Source organism: Amycolatopsis sp. lyj-346 (genome assembly GCF_046548975.1).
Classification (GTDB): Bacteria; Actinomycetota; Actinomycetes; order Mycobacteriales; family Pseudonocardiaceae; genus Amycolatopsis.
The window spans coordinates 355802-371866 of sequence record NZ_JAJPWT010000008.1; the positions used below are offsets into that span (position 1 = coordinate 355802).

The window sequence follows — 16065 nt, forward strand, 5'->3', positions numbered from 1 at the left end:
GTGCCGGAAACGCCGCTGACCTTGGTGTCGGACGCCGGCGGGCGGGCCCGGTTCCTCGGTGCCGCCCTGCGTGGCAGCCGGGCGCGCGCGGTCGCCGTCGAAGACGCTGCCGACCGGGTGACCGGGGTTCGTCAGGTGCACGCTTATCCGCGTACCGGCAGCGTCGTGGTGTGGTACGACCGGCGCCGCTGTGACCGGGCCGAGCTGGTGGCCGCGATCGAAGACGCCCTGCGCACGGATCCCGCGGCCGCCGTCGCCCGGGTGCCGCGCTCGGCGGAGGTCGGCTCCGGGGATCTCCTCCGGCTGGCGGCCGGGGGCCTGGCGCTGGTCTTGCTGGGGGTGCGGCGCTACGGGCTGCGCCGTCCGCCGGTGCTCGGCCCGGCCGGCCGCACCGCGGCCACCGCGGTGACGATCTTCACCGGCTACCCCTTCCTGCGCGGGGCGCTGCGGTCGCTGGCCGGCGGGCGCGGCGCGGGGACCGACGCGCTGGTGTCGGCGGCGACGGTGGCGAGCCTGGTGCTGCGGGAGAACGTCGTCGCGCTCACCGTGCTGTGGCTGCTCAACATCGGCGAGTACCTGCAGGACCTCACGCTCCGGCGGAGCCGGCGGGCGATCTCGGAGCTGCTCACCGGCGCGCAGACCCGTACCTGGGTGCGCACCCCGGCCGGCGTCGAGGTCGAAGCCGATATCGCGGACCTGGAGCTCGGCGACGAGGTCGTGGTGCACGAGCACGTCGTCCTGCCGGTCGACGGCGTGGTCGTCGAGGGTGACGGCGTGCTCGACCAGGCCGCGGTCACCGGTGAGCAGCTGCCGGTCACGGTCGCGCCCGGCGCGGTGCTGCACGCGGGTTCGGTGCTGCTGCGCGGCCGGCTCGTCGTCCGGGCGACGGCGGTGGGGGCCGACACCGCGATCGGGCGGATCATCGCGCGGGTCGAGCAGGCGCAGGAGGACCGCGCGCCGATCCAGACGGTCGGGGACACCTTCTCGCGGCGGTTCGTGCCCGCCTCGTTCGCGTTGTCGGCGCTGACCCTGCTGGTGACCCGGGATGTGCGGCGGGCGATGACGATGCTGCTGGTCGCGTGCCCGTGCGCGGTGGGGCTGGCGACGCCGACGGCGATCAGCGCGGCGATCGGCAACGGTGCGCGCCGCGGCATCCTCATCAAGGGCGGCGCGCACCTGGAAGCCGCGGGCCGGGTGGATGCGGTGGTGTTCGACAAAACCGGGACGCTCACGCTGGGCCGGCCGGTGGTGACGAACGTGATCTCATTCGACGACAGCTGGTCGCCGGAGCAGGTGCTCGCCTACGCCGCCAGTTCCGAAATCCACTCCCGGCACCCGCTGGCCCAGGCCGTCATCCGGTCCACGGAGGAGAGGCGGATCGAGATCCCGCCGCACGAAGAGTGCGCGGTGCTGCTCGGCCAGGGGATGCGGGTCCAGAGCGACGGCCGCACCATGCTGATCGGCCATGCCGAACTCCTGCGCGAAGAGGGCGTCCGGATCTCCGCCGAGGCCGAGGAATGGGTCGGCAAACTGCGGCGCGCCGCCGAAACGCCGCTGCTGCTGGCGGTCGAGGGCAGGCTGACCGGGCTGGTGTCGTTGCGCGACACGGTGCGGCCGGAGGCACGGGAGGTGCTGGCCGGGTTGCGTGCCGACGGGGTCCGGCGGATCGTGCTGCTCACCGGCGACAACCCGGAGACCGCGAAGGCGGTCGCGGCCGAGCTGGGGGTCGACGAGTACCGGGCCCAGGTGCTGCCGGAGGACAAGCAGGACGTCGTGCGGCAGCTCCAGGCCGAGGGGTACACGGTCGCGGTGGTCGGGGACGGTACCAACGACGCGCCCGCGCTCGCCTTGGCCGACATCGGGATCGCGATGGGCGTCGCGGGTACGGACGTCGCCGTCGAGACCGCCGACGTCGCGCTCGCCACCGACGACTTGCGAGCCCTGCTGGACCTGCGCGACCTCGGCCGGCGCGCGATCACCCTGATCCGGCAGAACTACGGGATGTCGATCGCGGTCAACGCGGTCGGGCTCACGGTGTCCGCCGCGGGCGCCTTGTCACCGGTGGCGGCGGCGATCCTGCACAACGCGTCCTCGGTCGCGGTGGTCGGCAACAGTTCACGCTTGATCCGCTACCGGCTGCGGCCGTGACCACGCCCCCAAGGGCTTCGGTAGCACACAAACGTACACTGTGAATGGACAGCTCCGAAGTTTTCCGACGCTGTTTCCCGGATTGGCGCAGGCGAGAATCCTTATATCGGAGGATGTGTGTGCGGTCGGTGCCAGCTAGTCTCGCTTCGCCGAAGACATTCTCGGCTTGCTGCGCGTAGCGGCTCCTTCCGGAGAAACAAGGTGAGAGACATGATGGTGAACCCTATTGAGGTTGCCGCGGAAAAGTACGCCCCGGCCGGCGGGGAAATGCTTTCTCCGTTGGAGGTGACCACCGCGCAGACTCCGACGTCCTGTGAGGAGGCGGCGGCGTTGGCCTTGCTCACCGCCGCCCAGAGGGCTACCGACGCCAAGACGGCTTGGCACTGGTTCCACGTGTACGGAGCGCTGGTCAAGAGCGCTGCCATGGGCGGCTTCGTCGACGACGATGGCGTCTCCCTGCTTGAAGCGGGCAGCGAGCTGTCGATCACCGATCTGGCGAGGATCAGGTCCCGTTTCTGATGTCCGGCGGGCTCGCGGAGTGACGCTCAGGCGACCGACCAGCCGCCGTCGCTGGGCAGGACGGCTCCGTTGATGTTGGTGGCGTCGTCGCTGAGCAGCCACACGATCGAGGCCGCCACCTGCTCGGGTGCCACCGGCGCCGTCATGGTCGCCTGCATGACCGGGCCACCGCGGCCGGCCGCGTACGGGGAACGCATCCCGCCGTCGATGCCGGTGATCGTCGGTCCCGGCGCGACCGCGTTGGCCCGCACTCCCTGCGGGCCGTGGAAGAACGCGACACTGGCGGTGTAGCCGACCACGGCGTGTTTCGATGCGGTGTACGCGGCGCCCGCCGCCGACCCGCGCAACGCCGCTTCCGAAGCGACGTTCACGATCGACCCGTGCCCCGCCTCGATCATCGCCGGGAGCACCGCCCGGGTCAGCCGCATCGTCGCGGTCAGGTTGATGCCCAGGACGCGGTCCCACACCGCGTCGTCCACTTCGGACGGTGGGAGGAACCCGTCCATGATCCCGGCGACGTTGGCCAGGCCGTCGATCCGGCTCCCGGCGGCCGCGACGATCTGCGCCACGGTTTCCGGCTCGGTGATGTCCCCGGCGGCCGCGGTGACGGATTCCTCGCCGCACTGTTCGACGAGGCCGTCCAGCCGGGCCGGGTCGAGGTCGGCGGCCACGACGTGGCCGCCTTCCGCGGCGATGCGGACCGCGGCGGCGCGGCCGATGCCGGATCCGGCGCCGGTCACGATGACGGTGCGGCCGGTGAAGCGGCGGTCAGTGCCGTTCTGCGACATGGGTTTCCTTCCTGGAACTTCCTGGCGTTGTCGTCCCGGTGGCGTCGGGCAGATCGAGGCTTTCGCGCAGTGACACGGGTTTGAGCAGGACCGCGGCGAGCACGCCGAGCAGCGCCACACCGGCCGAGATGGCGAAGATGTGCCCGGTGGCGGCTCCGTAGGCGACCGGTGGCGGGTCGCCGGCCGCGGCTCGATCGGCGACCTGGCGGGCCAGGACCGCGCCGAGGACGGCGACGCCGATGGTGCCACCGAGGGACCGGGAGAAGGAGACGGTGGCGCTGGCCGCGCCGATGTCCCGCAGGGGGACGGCGTTCTGCACCACGAGCACGAAGTTCTGCAGGGTCATGCCGACTCCGGTGCCGATCAGCAGCATCGCGGTGCCGATGAAGACCAGGGGAGTGCGCTCGTCGATGAGGCCCAGGCCGGCGAACCCGGCGGTGAGGCTGATCGCGCCGGTGACGAGGAACGGCTTGACGCGGCCGGTCCGGCTGATCCGGCGGCCGGCGACGATCGAGGCGACGAGGATGCCGGCCATCATCGGGATGGTCAGCAGTCCGGCTTCGGTGGCGGTGTGGGCGCGGCTGACCTGGAAGTACTGGCTGAGGAAGACCGCGGCGCCGTACATGGCGGTGCCGGCGGCGAGGCTGCCGAGGATGGCCAGCGCGGTGGTGCGCTGCCGGAGGATGCGGGGCGGGACGACGGGTTCGGCGGCCCGCGTCTCGACCCAGGCGGCCAGCCCGAGCAGCACGAGCGTGCCGCCGACCATCCCGCCGGTCTGCCACGACACCCAGGCGAATGCATCGCCGGCGAAGGACACCCAGATCAGCAGCAGGCTGACCCCGCCGGTGATCAGGGTGGCGCCCCAGTAGTCGATCCGCACGTTTTCCCGCCGCACCACCGGAAGCCGCAGCGTGAGCTGGAGCAGGACCAGCGCGGCCAGCGCCACGGGCACGCCGATGAAGAAGCACCACCGCCAGCCCAGCCAGGGGGTGTCGACGAGGAAACCGCCCAGCAACGGCCCGCCGATGGTCGACAACGCCGTGACGCTGCTCTGGTAACCGGCGTAGCGGCCGCGTTCGCGGGGCGGGATCATCGCGGCGATGGCGATCTGGACCAGGGACTGCAGGCCACCGACGCCGATGCCCTGCACCGCACGCGCCCCGATGAGCTGGCCGGTGCTCTGGGCCAGGCCCGCGGCGACCGACCCGGCGATGAAGACGACGGCGGTGAGCTGGATGAGCGTCTTCTTGCGGTAGAGGTCGGCCAGCTTGCCCCAGATCGGGGTGGTGGCGGTGGCCGCGAGCAGCGTGGCGGTCACGACCCAGGCGTACTGGACGGGCGAGCCGTGCAGGTCGTGCAGCATGCGCGGCAGCGCCGTCGAGACCACGGTGCTGCTCAGCGTGGAGACGAACAAGGCGAGGAGCAGACCGCTGAGTGCCCGGAGGACCTGCCTTCGCTCGGGTGCGGTCACGGCTCTTCCGCGGGCGTCAGGTGCAGGACGGTGCCGCCGGCGGCGGCGTAGAGGGCGTTGCCGGCCGCGGCCAGTCCGGCGAAGGGCCGGGCAGCACCGGGCAGGCCGTGGGCGTGCAACGCGGGCAGCTCGCCGGGCCGCCCGGGGCCGGCCGGCAGGTCGGCCACCGTCCGGACGGCACCGGAAACCAGGTCCACCGCGACGAGCCTGCCCGCCGCGGTTTCGGCGACGTACAGGCAACCGTCGCCGGCCGTGATGCCCTGGGGCGCGCCGAGGCCGTCCGCCAGGACGACAGTGCCTTCCCCAGTGCCTTCCCCAGTGCCTTCCCCGTCGAGGCGGTACACCGCACCGCGCTCCTCGTCGCTCACGCACCAGCGTCCGTCTCCGTCCACCGCCACGTCGACCGGGCGGCCGAAGCCGTCGGCGAGCACGCCGAGGGTGTCCTCGGCGTCGATCGTGACGATGCGGCCCGCACCCGCCTCGGCGACCACGAGCACGCCGTCCGCGCGGACGGCGATGCCGAGGGGCTGGTCGAGGCGGTCGGCTCGGGTGCGGATCGACCTCGTGGCCCGGTCATACGTCCGGACCTGGCCGAACTGCGAGGTCAGGTGGAGCAGCTCGCCGTCGGCCGCGATGCCGTGGACGAAGGGGAGCAGCTCGGTCGTGGTGACGTCGCCCTCGGGGTGCCGCGGCTCGGCGATGCGGTAGTGGTCGGCGGCGTGGACGGTTCCGCCGAGGTCGACCGTCACCCCGTAGGGGCCGGCGAAGCCCCGCGGGGCGATCTCGCGGGTCCGGCCGTCCGGGTGCAGCTCCGTGATGCCGCCGCCGGCGAAGCTGGAGACGAACATGCGGTTCTCGGGGTCGAAGGCGGCGTTGTCCAGCCCGGCCAGCCCGCTGGTGAGCAGCGTCCGGTCGCCGGTGCCGAACAGGTCGATGCGGGTGACGATGCCGGCCGCGCCGCGGGAGAGCACCTGCAGCACACCGCCGAGGTCGAACCGGACGGCGACCGGCTCGTGGACCTCGGCGGCGACGAGCTCGGGAGTGCCGCCGTCGGGCGGGATCCGGAAGACCTCGCCGGTGAGCATGTGCGGGTAGTAGAGGGCACCGTCGGGGCCGAGCTGCATGGCGTTGCCCATGGCCAGCCCGCCGGTCAGCACCTTGACCCCGTCCTCGGCCAGTTCCAGCAACCGGCCGTCCGGGATCATCTCGTTGACGAACAGGCGGTCGCCGACGCAGGCGATCCCGTTCGGCAGCCGGACCTGGTCGGTGACCAGGGTGAACGTGCCGTCGGGGTGGCGTCGCCACACGCGGCCGGGGACCAGGTCGGTGAGGTACATCGAGCCGTCCGGGCCGAAGGCGAGGTCGTCCGGCGTCTGCACCGGCCCGCCGGCCGGAACGACCACCTCGGCATCGCCGGTGGCCAGGTCGACGGCGCTGATCTCGCCGGCGAGGAACTGCGCGACGTACAGCCGGCCGTCCGGGCCGAAGGCGACCCCGTTGGATCCCCGCAACGAGGTGGGCCGGGTCAGCCGGCGGGTTCGGAAGCCGCTCATGCGCCGACCAGGACGTCGGCCAGCCCGCCTTCTTCGCGCCAGCGGCGCAGCAGGTCGTGAAAGACGATCGGCCCCGGGGCGAAGGAGTTGACCAACGGACGCGGTTTGCCCTCGTTGTTGTAGTAGCCGGGGGTGCATTCGGTCAGGAACGCGGAGTTGTCGCGGGCGGTCGCGCGAAGCGTGCCGACCCACGCCTCCTGGGCTTCGGCCGTGGGTTCGATGTACCGGGCGTCGCGGTCGCGGGCCGCGGCGACGACGGCGCCGATGTGCGTGGCCTGCTCCTGGAGGATGTGCACGAAGTTGACGGCGGAGGCGTTCTGCAGCGGCCCGAGGTGGAACAGGTTGGGGAAGCCGTGGCTGTAGAAGCCGTGCAGCGTCTTCGGACCCTGGTGCCACGAGTGCAGCAGGGGGACGCCGTCGCGGCCGTACACCGGCAGCGTTCCGGAGAGGACACCGGAGACGCCGACCTCGAAGCCGGTGGCGAAGACGACGCAGTCCACCTCGAACTCGCGGTCGCCGACGACGACCGCGTTCTCCGTCATCCGGGTGATCCCGCCGTGGTCGGCCGTGTCGACCAGGGTGACGTTCGGCCGGTTGAAGGTCTGCAGGTAGAAGTCGCTGAACGTCGGCCGCTTGCACATGTACCGGTACCAGGGCTTGAGCAGTTCCGCGGTGGCCGGGTCGGTCACGACCTCGTCGACCCGGGCGCGGATTTCGTTCATCTTCACGAAGTCCGCGATCTCGTCGAGGTACTCGCGGTCCTCGGGCGCGAGGCCGGTGTCGACGGCGCCGCCGAGCATCTGCCGCTGCAGCCGGCCGGTGCTGGTCCAGCCGTCGCCGACCAGGTCGTGCTCGGCGTGCCCGCCGGCGACGATGGTGAGGAAGTTGTCCATCCGTTCCCGCTGCCAGCCCGGCCGCAGGGACGCCGCCCACGCCGGGTCGGTGGGACGGTTGCCGCGGACGTCGACCGACGAGGGCGTGCGCTGGAAGACGTAGAGCTGCTCGGCGTCGCGACCGAGGTGGGGGATGACCTGGATCCCGGTGGCGCCGGTGCCGACGATGCCGACCTTCTTGTCCGCCAGCCGGTCCAGGCCGCCGTCGGGGCTGCCGCCGGTGTAGCCGTAGTCCCAGCGGCTGGTGTGGAAGGTGTGCCCGCGGAAGGTCTCGATGCCCGGGATGCCGGGTAGCTTCGGCTGGGTGAGCGTGCCGGACGACACCACGACGTAGCGGGCGCGGAAGGCGTCACCGCGGTCGGTGCGCACCTGCCACTCGGCGGCGTCCTCGTCCCAGCGCAGCTCGGTCACGCGGGTGTGGAACAGCGTGTCGCGGTAGAGGTCGAAGTGCTTCGCGACGGCGATCGCGTGCTGCCGGATCTCCTCGCCGGGGGCGTAGCGCCAGTTCGGCACGTAGCCGACTTCTTCCAGCAGGGGCAGGTATTCGTAGGACTCGATGTCGCAGTGGATGCCCGGGTAGCGGTTCCAGTACCAGGTGCCGCCGAAGTCGCCGGCCTCGTCGAGCACCCGGATCTCCGGCACGCCGGCCTGGCGCAACCGGGCCCCGGTGAGGAGCCCGCCGAAGCCACCGCCGACCACGAGGGCTTCGACGCGGTCGTGCACGGACTCCCGCTCGCCGCGGGGCGTGTAGGGATCGGCCGCGTAGTAGCCGAATTCCCCGGCCGCCCGGCGGTACTGGGCGTTCCCTTCCGGACGGAGGCGGCGATCCCGCTCCGCCCGGTACTTCGCGCGCAGGGCCTCGGGATCGAAGCCGAGCTCCTCGGCGGTGAAGCGCGGGCGGTCCGGAGCTGCCGGTCGGGAGGACATGTGTTCCCTTCCGCCTGCCGGGGCAGGACGTGAGTTCGGGGGCGAGCGGGCGAACGGACACACAACCTAAGTCAACTGCTTGACTTAGGCTACCGTGCAGATCGCCTTCGGGGCCACCTCGGGGCAACGGGTGAAGAGCAGGTTCACGGCCGAGGATTCAGGGGAAGGTGCGCTCACCTGTCGTCGCGCAGGGCAGCTGCGCCGTGCCGGATGCCGAGCGTCGTCAGGCTGTCCGCGCCCAGCACGCGTTCGGCAACGGGCAACAGCTCCTCGAACGCCGCGGCCGCGGCGGCGGGATCGCCTGACTTGCCGGTCCAGGCGGCGACCCGGGCCCGGCAGCGCAGCGTCAACGGATGCTCGTCGCCGAGTTCGACGGCGGCTTTGCCCGCCCAGGCGGTCCACCGTTCGAGGTTCTCGAACGGCACGGTGAGCGGACGTTCGTCGAGGCTGTGCACGGCTTCCTCGCGCTGGCCCAGCTGCCACAGGTAAGCGGCTTCGGCGGCTCGGGCATAGCGCTGCTCGGGCGTGTCGCGGGACTGCTCACTCGCCGGTGCCAGCTCGCCGATCGCGTAGAGGAGTGCGCGATGGGCCGTGACGCGGCCCTGCCGAGGCGCGGGAACGGACAGGCTGACGGTCTCGTCGGGGCTGCCTGCCCGGCTTCGGAGTACGTCGTCGCCGAGGCGGACGAGCGCGTCCCGAAGTTCGGATATGCGTCCGGGGCCGCCCAGCCTTGCGGACGCTCGGGCCAGGATCGTGAGCGGAAGCGGACCGTGCGACGCGGACGCACGAAGGACAGCGCGGACCACGTCGGCCGAGTGGCCCTGCCGAAAGCCGTGCTCGAGGATGGCGGTGCCGTCATCTCCGGCAGCGCTTGGTCTACCCGGTCTCCACTGCCAGTCCGGTTCAGCCGCAAGCCGTCGACGTCGCCGGCGGTACAAGGAGTAGCCGGCCAGGCAGAGCAGCGTCATGATCCCGACGCCGGCCGGATACCACCGGGCCGGTTCAGGGAGCGCCAAAGTCAGCGCAGCGGTCGTGATCAGGAGCGGCGCGACAAGCCGGACCGCACGCACCGTGTCGGCAATTCGCCTCGCCGGGAGGCTGCCTGTTGGGGGAGGGGGACCTCCGCCGGGCGATGCTGCGAGAGTGCTGCCGCATCGGCTGCAGAACCTTCGGGTGCGCGCGTTGCCACTCCCGCAGAGCGGGCACAGCGCCTCGCCGGAGGCCGGCGGTTGCACACCCGCCGGCCGGGAGTGTTGCGCCGGAGGGGCAGGTTCGCTCGCGCCCGTGCGGATACTGTCGGCCCGCCACGACAGGAAACTCCCGCAGACCTCGCAGAACGCCTCTTCGGCAGGGTTGCGGGTTCCGCAGGCGGCGCAGACCAACCCCGCCTCTTCGCGGGTCAGGTGGAGGACCCTCGTGTCCGCTTCGATCGGGGACCGCCGGGCGGCGACGACGAGTTGCACCCGGGCCAGCGCCGGATCGGCGATCACCGCACCCAGGGCCCGGGTCAGCCGCGGCGACTCCGCTGCGTCCAGCCGGTCGAGTCCGTCCAGGGCGATCCGGATCGAGCCGCCTCGCCACTCCTGGGTGAGCACGCGCAGCGGCCCGGCCACATCGAGGTCGAAGGCGCTCGCGTCGAGGCGAGGCTGCTCCCGATAGCGGGCGTGGGCCGCGTCGAACCCGGGGACGCTGCGCCGCAGCTGGCGGGCGAGCTCGGCGGCGATCTGCTCGCCGGTCTGCCCCGGGGTGAGGAGCAGCACCGCGTGCAGCAGTTTCGACGGCACGACGTCGGCCGCGATCGCCGGCCGGGCGAGCGCGGCCACCAGCGTCGACTTGCCCGATCCGGCATCCCCGGTGACGGCGACGCACCGCACGCCCATCAGCAGGTGACCGACGAGCATGCTCAGCGCCGGTGCCGGGCGGTACCGGTCGGTGAGGCGCTCGATCTCCGCGGCCGAGGGGTTGCCGAGCAAGGGGCGCCACGCTTCGGATGCGTTGACCGCCAGCCACAGTCCCTGGTCGCCCTTCGTCGTCGTGCGGACCCCGTCGAAGGCCAGGTGCACGGCGGTCTGCCGGGGGCAGAACGCGGAGATCACCCGTTTCAGGTCCGGGCACCGCAGCCGTTCTCCGAGTTCGGGACGGCCCGAGCGCAGCACGCCGGCCAGGGAGCGGCTGAAGCAGCCGTCGGCGGCGGTGCGGTCGTCCGACGCCGTCAGGACCTCGAAGCGCTTGCCGGCCTGGCCGACGATGTGCACCCAGCGGGCCGCCGCCTGGGTCGCCGCGACTCCGGCGTGGCAGGTGTCGAGCAGGATGACCAGGCCGTCGAGCAGGGAATGGCGGCCGAGCAGTTCTTTGATCCGCTGCGCGAGGTGGAACGCCGTCCGGCTGTCCGGCGGCGAGGTGGCGTCGTGGGTCAGGAAGTAGAAATCGTCGTCGGCGTAGTCGCCGTGCCCGACCAGCGCAAGGAACAACGTCGCTTCGTCCTCGGAGGCGCGTTCGAACGCCGCGGCCACCGCGGTGTCGAGCTCCGCCGCCGTCGGGTTGACCAGCATCGGACGCCCGTCCGCGAGAGCGGGCACGCAGCCACCGAGGTCGGGGTCCAGCAGCGCGTCGGCGACCTCGCGCGCCGCGTCGGGCAGGAATGACAGCAGGTTCAACGACGCGCACTGGGAGGCGATCACCAAAGCTCGTCGTTCACCCACGGTGCTCACGATACGGTGCGTTATGGCTCGAATCGTGCTGGTCCACGGAATCGCGCAGGAACAGAAATCAGCCGACAGCCTGGAAGCGGAATGGCTCCCGGCGCTGGCCGGCGGAGTCCGGACCGCGGGCCACCCCGGCCTCGCCGACCGCCTGTGGCGTGCCGCCCGCCCGGGCGAGGCCCGGATGGCCTTCTACGGTGACGTCTTCGCCGCACGTGGGCAGCAGGGCGCCGACGACGTGCTGGGTGAGACCGAGTGGCCGTTCGCCGCGGTGCTCGCCGAGGAGTGGCTGGCCCGCGCCGCCGTTTCCGCGAGCCGGGAGTCCGATCAGGAGACCGCGCGCCACGAGCTGCAGCTCCTGCACGAAAAGGCGGGGGAGGAACAGGGCGTCCGCGCGGCGGCCCGGCCGGTTCTCAACGCGCTGGTGCGGCTGCGGCCGTTCGCCCGGCTGGGGGTCGCGTTCGCCGAGCGGGTGCTGGTGCGAGCGTTGCGGCAGGTGACCCTCTACTTGACGGATGACGAGGTGCGGGAGCGGGTGCAGGCCAGGGTCGCCGACCTGGTCGGGCCGGAGACCGAGATCGTCGTCGCGCATTCGCTGGGTTCGGTGGTCGCCTACGAGGCCGTCCACCGGCTCGGCCGTCCGTTGCCGCTGCTGGTCACTCTCGGATCACCGCTGGGCACGCGCACGATCGTCTATGAACGCACCCGCCCGCAGCCGCCGTCGGTGCCCGGCTGCCTCGCCCGCTGGGTCAACCTCGCGGACCGCGACGACCTGGTCGCGGCCCGCCCTGACCTGACGGCCCTCTTCCCCGGGGCGGACGGCGTGCTGGAGAGCGGCTACACGGTGGACAACGGCGCGAAACCGCACGAGGCCACCTTCTACTTGACCAAGCGAGAGGTCGGCGCGGCGGTCGCGGCCGTCTTCGCCTAGGACAGCGGCACGCAGAGCGGTGCCTCGTCATTCGGTCGCGCTGGGCAACCGGGTCAGTCCTGGGCGGTTTCGGTGGGGAGCTCCGGTGGCGCCTGCAGATCGTGGGCGCGGAACAGGACGGCGTGCTCGACGCCCATGGCTTTGCCGCTCATCGCGGCGAACTGCGGGATGAAGCCGGCGGGCGCCGGGTGGTCCGGGAGTGCGGCCAGGTACGCGGCGTGCGCCTCCAGCGAAGCGACGCCGAGGCGCAGTGGTTCGCCGGTGACGTCGACGCCGTGGGTCGCGTCCGTCATGCCCGGGGTGAGGTACCAGCGGGCGGAGTGCGGTTCGAGGCCTTCGTCGTCGATCTGCTCGGGGAAGACCCACCGGTTGCCGGCGTCGCGGATCGCGTCGAGCGTCGCCAGCCCGGCCGCGCGGTGGTCGGCCTGGTCGAAGCCGTACGGCGTCTCGACCTCGAAGCCGGTGCCGAAGACGACGTCGGGCTTGAACCGGCGGATCTCCCGGCAGATGTCCCGGCGCAGGTCGAGGCCGTAAACGAGCACGCCGTCGGGGTGTTCGAGAACCGTGAGGTGCTCGACGCCGACGACGGCGCAGGCGGCCCGCTGCTCGGCGACGCGCAGGCGGGCCGTCTCCTCGGGCGGGTTCGGCATGCCGGCTTCGCCGCGGGTGAGCAGGAGATAACCGACGTCGATGCCGCGCGCGGTCCAGCGAGCGACGGCGGCGGACGTGCCGTATTCCATGTCGTCGGGGTGCGCGACGACGCAGAGCACGCGCCGGAACGACTCCTCGGGCAGAGCGGGCAACGTCATGCCGGACATCCTGCCGCATTCCGGGCCTTCGGCAAGCCTCTCGCGCACTTCGGCGAAGAACGCGTTCAACGCCTCCCCGGTCAGAGCGGTTGCGACCCGGTTCTGCCGGTGGGGCACCTGTCCGCCACGCTGGTCCGGGTCAGTGGTGCGACGCCGGCCCCGAGGGTGTTCCACCCGCCTTGCTCCGGCGGGCGCGGTGCCAGGTGATCAGCTGGTTCAGCGTGAGTGCGGCGGCCAGCAGCAGCATCCCGATCCGCAAGCCGTACTTCTGGGGCGTGAGGAACCAGCTGGCCGCGGCCGCGGCCACCAGGAGCGCCACGACCAGCCACGGCCACCACGGCCGGCCGGAAGCCTGTTCTTCCGGCCCGGCATCACCACGATCATGAGCAGACATCTTCACCCCTCCGGAACCTGGTTGAGCACGAAGACACACGGCGGCGCACCGCCAGTGGTTCCGATGCAGGTCTCGGCAGCGATGTCAGGCTTGGCCGATGAAGCCGGCCGCGGCCATGCACGTGCAGGCCACACCCGGTTGAGCCCCCAGCACCCTCTCCGCCACCCCCCGGCGCGCACGTTGCTGCACCGTCCCCGTGACCGACGTTACGGCCGAACGCGCGTGCAAGCTGCGTCCGTTCGGGTATGTATGGAGGCTCGTGACTGCCGCGGGGATTACGCAGCGCAGTGGGGGCGAAAACCGGTCGGCCGACCGGCGGAAGCTATTCGTTGGTCGTGGTGGCGAGACAGGAGTCCGCTTGGCTCTTGGCCTCGGCCAGGAAGATCGTCTGGGCCATCATCTTGTAGCCGGACATGCCTTCCCTGAGCGTCTCGATGGATTCCTCCGGGTGCACCGAGTCGATCACCGCGTTCGGTCCCACGGCGTTGAACTGGTGTGAGACGCCGCGGGGGATCTGCATGTCGACCCAGGAATTGGGCGGAACGATCACGTTGTGGCGATCGCGGACGGCCGGCAGCGGTACGTCCGGCAGGGCGTCGACGAACTCCGTGAGGGGCGCGGCGGTCCACCCGGGGCTGGGCCGGACGATGATCGGCGACAGGCTGGACACGCGGATCGTGGTCGCGGGGCCGGTCATCATCCGCACGAACCGGAGCCCGGTGTGCAGGTGCATCCGGGAGCAGATGTCGCGGGCCCGCACGTCGTAGAAGTCCATCAGGTACCGATCGGCGAAGAAGCCCTCGAAGGGCGGCTCGACCATGTAGACGTCACCCTCCTCGAACTCCTGCGCTCGTTTGAGCCGGCCGGGCGGGGTGGGGTGGTCCGCTTCGTGCTCGTGGGCCCCGCGGACCAGCCCGGCCAGCGCTTCGACGATCCCCAGCGCCGCCGCGGGCGGGAGCTGCAGCAGCGGGGTGACGCGGTTCTGCCCGGTGTCCTGGTGCTCACGGACGTCGAACCACTCGTCCTCGTGGTCGGGGGTCTTCTTCATCCTGTCCGGCATAACGGGAACTCCTGTGGTCGTCATTGTTCGTCTTCGGTGCGGGCCCAGAGGACGCCGCCGAGGTCGTGCCGGCCCGCTCGGAGCACCGAGAAGCCCGCCACCGCGGCACCGTTGCCGCGCCACCGCCGGACCTGCGCCCACCGGTCCGGGTGCGGGGCCGGTTCGCCGCCGTCCAGGAAGGTCCACAGCAGGTCGAGCGCCCAGGGGGTGCCGTCGGCGGCCGTCACGGGGACGGCGTGGGGGAACACCGACAGGCGGCCGTCGCCGAGGGTCGACTCGTGCCCGAACGGGACGTCCGGCGTTCCCGTGATCTCGGCCGCCAGCTCGGTGTATTCCGCGAGGGGCCAGCACGTGCGGAGCTGGGCCTTCCACTGGGCTTTCAGGGCGGCGACGGCGTCGCCGTCTTCTGTCCACTGTGTCCTGAGGAAATCGAAGGCCTCGAAGATCTTTTCGTCGCCGAGGTGCCCCCTCTCGTCGGCTTGTCCGGCGAGGGCGTGTGCCATCGCGGCCAAGGGACCGGCCGGCTGGTGCTTTCCCCGGACCAGGGCGCGGGCGGTTTCGGCGGCGTAGCGCAAGAGGGCTTCGTAGCGGGCGGCCGGTTGCCGCCGGGCGGCGAGCGGGCGCCCCATCGCCTTGCGTTGCGGTTTGCCCGTGGCGGTGGCGAGGAAACCGCCGAACTGCACCACGGCGGGCCGCGTGCCGCTCCGCTCGTAGACCGCACGGACCTCGGCCACGGACTGGTCCGTGGTGACGAGCCCGATCTCGTCGCCGAGGGTCGGCTCCGCGACGCCGACCGCCGCGAACCGGCCCGGCAGCCCGGCCGCCCGCCAGCGCTGTTCGAGGTCGAGCGGGTAGTACTTCTCGCCCCCGCGGTTGATCCGTTCCTTCGTCCGGCCCTTGAGCACCAGCAGGCCGTCGCGGAGTTCCCCGAGGTCGCCGGTGCGCAGCCAGCCGTCCGGGGTCAGGGCTTCGGCGGTGGCCGCGGGATCCTCCCAGTACCCGGTCATCACCTCCGCGGTCCGCACCTGCACTTCGCCCGCGGCCAGGCGGAACTCCGTGCCGGGCAGCGGCAGCCCCACCGGCGGGAACCGGTCGACGTACTGCTCGGTGTAGGCCGTTCCGGTCAGCTCCGGCATGGTGAAACTGAAGTTGACGGCTTCGGTGAGCCCGTAACCCTGCCGCAGCCGGGGGCCGTATCGGCGGTGGAACCGCCGGGCGAGGTCGCTGGTGAGCGGGGCCGCCGCGGTGATCAGGTAGTCCAGGCTGTCCGGCCACGCCGGCGCCGCCTCGACCAGGTCGGCCAGCAGGGCGGGCACGATCGACGCCGTGCGGGCCCCCGCCGCCCGCAACGCGGTGAAGTAGCCGTCCGGGTCGAACTTCGCCTGCACCACGAGCGGGGCGCCGGTCCGGTGGGTGCCCAGCAGGGACATGACCAGTGCGTTGCAGTGGTAGAGCGGCAGGCAGGTGCCGTGGGGACGGTCCGGGGTGAGCCCGTGCAGCGCCGCGGTCTTGGCGGCGTTGCCGAGCACCGCGTCCCGGCTGAGCACCACGCCCTTCGGCGGGCCGGTCGACCCCGAGGTGAACATGATGAACGCGAGTCCCTCGGTGCCGTCCGCCGCGGCCGGGTGGCGGGTGCCGCGCACCTCGCCGGCGGATCCGTCCACAATGGATGCGGCGCGCACCCGGTCGACGATGTCCGCCAGCTGGGCGCCGGTGGTGCGGGGGCCGAGGGGGACGGCGACCAGTTCGAGGTCGAAACAGGTGCGCAGCACCTCCGCGAGCTCGGCCCCGTTCGGCATCCTGACCACCACCCGGGTGCCTGCCGGCAACGTGGCCAGCCCGGTTCGTCCGTGCATCGGCGAAAGCTTCC

The 16065-nt window shown here is 72.0% G+C and carries 12 protein-coding genes; 3 read left to right on the forward strand and 9 right to left on the reverse strand.

Going from position 1 to position 16065, the window contains the following annotated elements; all coding sequences use genetic code 11:
- Together ACLJQE_RS24705 and ACLJQE_RS24710 are read left to right on the forward strand one after the other, a co-directional pair.
- Complete coding sequence (locus ACLJQE_RS24705; RefSeq protein WP_410641711.1) at nucleotides 1-2148, forward strand: heavy metal translocating P-type ATPase; 2148 nt, start codon at nucleotides 1-3, stop codon at nucleotides 2146-2148.
- A 210-nt stretch (nucleotides 2149-2358) separates the two neighbouring features.
- Entirely contained in the window at nucleotides 2359-2667 is a 309-nt protein-coding gene (locus ACLJQE_RS24710) for a hypothetical protein (RefSeq protein WP_410641712.1), read from the forward strand.
- A 26-nt stretch (nucleotides 2668-2693) separates the two neighbouring features.
- Here ACLJQE_RS24710 and ACLJQE_RS24715 read toward each other — a convergent pair whose 3' ends face one another.
- The 5 genes from ACLJQE_RS24715 to ACLJQE_RS24735 form a co-directional block, all read right to left on the reverse strand.
- Entirely contained in the window at nucleotides 2694-3455 is a 762-nt protein-coding gene (locus ACLJQE_RS24715) for an SDR family NAD(P)-dependent oxidoreductase (protein ID WP_410641713.1), read from the reverse strand.
- A complete protein-coding gene (locus ACLJQE_RS24720) occupies nucleotides 3436-4926 on the reverse strand; it encodes an MDR family MFS transporter (protein WP_410641714.1) in 1491 nt (496 codons plus the stop codon). Before ACLJQE_RS24720 ends, ACLJQE_RS24715 begins: the two co-directional genes overlap by 20 nt.
- On the reverse strand, nucleotides 4923-6479 hold the full coding sequence (locus ACLJQE_RS24725) for a hypothetical protein (RefSeq protein ID WP_410641715.1): 1557 nt from the start codon (nucleotides 6477-6479) through the stop codon (nucleotides 4923-4925). Before ACLJQE_RS24725 ends, ACLJQE_RS24720 begins: the two co-directional genes overlap by 4 nt.
- Complete coding sequence (locus ACLJQE_RS24730) at nucleotides 6476-8299, reverse strand: flavin-containing monooxygenase (RefSeq protein ID WP_410641716.1); 1824 nt, start codon at nucleotides 8297-8299, stop codon at nucleotides 6476-6478. The genes ACLJQE_RS24725 and ACLJQE_RS24730 overlap by 4 nt, the downstream gene beginning before the upstream one ends.
- A gap of 173 nt (nucleotides 8300-8472) precedes the next feature.
- Nucleotides 8473-11001, reverse strand: a complete 2529-nt coding sequence (locus ACLJQE_RS24735) for a double zinc ribbon domain-containing protein (protein WP_410641718.1) — start codon at nucleotides 10999-11001, stop codon at nucleotides 8473-8475.
- A 22-nt stretch (nucleotides 11002-11023) separates the two neighbouring features.
- On the opposite strand from ACLJQE_RS24735, the gene ACLJQE_RS24740 reads away from it, so the two are divergent.
- The gene (locus tag ACLJQE_RS24740) at nucleotides 11024-11932 is read left to right on the forward strand and encodes a hypothetical protein (protein WP_410641719.1); all 909 of its coding nucleotides are present in this window, start codon (nucleotides 11024-11026) and stop codon (nucleotides 11930-11932) included.
- 53 nt (nucleotides 11933-11985) lie between these two features.
- On the opposite strand, the gene ACLJQE_RS24745 is transcribed toward ACLJQE_RS24740, so the two are convergent.
- From ACLJQE_RS24745 to ACLJQE_RS24760, 4 genes are all read right to left on the reverse strand, one after another.
- A complete protein-coding gene (locus tag ACLJQE_RS24745) occupies nucleotides 11986-12750 on the reverse strand; it encodes a PIG-L deacetylase family protein (RefSeq protein WP_410641773.1) in 765 nt (254 codons plus the stop codon).
- Nucleotides 12751-12880: 130 nt separating this feature from the next.
- Nucleotides 12881-13135, reverse strand: a complete 255-nt coding sequence (locus ACLJQE_RS24750; RefSeq protein WP_410641720.1) for a hypothetical protein — start codon at nucleotides 13133-13135, stop codon at nucleotides 12881-12883.
- Nucleotides 13136-13457: 322 nt separating this feature from the next.
- Nucleotides 13458-14183 (reverse strand): hypothetical protein, encoded by a 726-nt coding sequence (locus tag ACLJQE_RS24755; protein ID WP_410641721.1) that lies wholly within the window; start codon nucleotides 14181-14183, stop codon nucleotides 13458-13460.
- 32 nt (nucleotides 14184-14215) lie between these two features.
- On the reverse strand, nucleotides 14216-16051 hold the full coding sequence (locus ACLJQE_RS24760) for a class I adenylate-forming enzyme family protein (RefSeq protein ID WP_410641722.1): 1836 nt from the start codon (nucleotides 16049-16051) through the stop codon (nucleotides 14216-14218).
- Nucleotides 16052-16065 lie beyond the last annotated feature (14 nt).

What these genes read in the sequence shown, in the direction of transcription:
- ACLJQE_RS24710 (WP_410641712.1), top strand. Translation starts at nt 2,359, where the DNA reads ATGATGGTGAACCCTATTGAGGTTGCCGCGGAAAAGTACGCCCCGGCC.
- ACLJQE_RS24715 (WP_410641713.1), bottom strand. Translation starts at nt 3,455, where the DNA reads ATGTCGCAGAACGGCACTGACCGCCGCTTCACCGGCCGCACCGTCATC.
- ACLJQE_RS24725 (WP_410641715.1), bottom strand. Translation starts at nt 6,479, where the DNA reads ATGAGCGGCTTCCGAACCCGCCGGCTGACCCGGCCCACCTCGTTGCGG.
- ACLJQE_RS24730 (WP_410641716.1), bottom strand. Translation starts at nt 8,299, where the DNA reads ATGTCCTCCCGACCGGCAGCTCCGGACCGCCCGCGCTTCACCGCCGAG.
- ACLJQE_RS24740 (WP_410641719.1), top strand. Translation starts at nt 11,024, where the DNA reads ATGGCTCGAATCGTGCTGGTCCACGGAATCGCGCAGGAACAGAAATCA.
- ACLJQE_RS24745 (WP_410641773.1), bottom strand. Translation starts at nt 12,750, where the DNA reads ATGTCCGGCATGACGTTGCCCGCTCTGCCCGAGGAGTCGTTCCGGCGC.
- ACLJQE_RS24750 (WP_410641720.1), bottom strand. Translation starts at nt 13,135, where the DNA reads ATGTCTGCTCATGATCGTGGTGATGCCGGGCCGGAAGAACAGGCTTCC.
- ACLJQE_RS24755 (WP_410641721.1), bottom strand. Translation starts at nt 14,183, where the DNA reads ATGAAGAAGACCCCCGACCACGAGGACGAGTGGTTCGACGTCCGTGAG.
- ACLJQE_RS24760 (WP_410641722.1), bottom strand. Translation starts at nt 16,051, where the DNA reads ATGCACGGACGAACCGGGCTGGCCACGTTGCCGGCAGGCACCCGGGTG.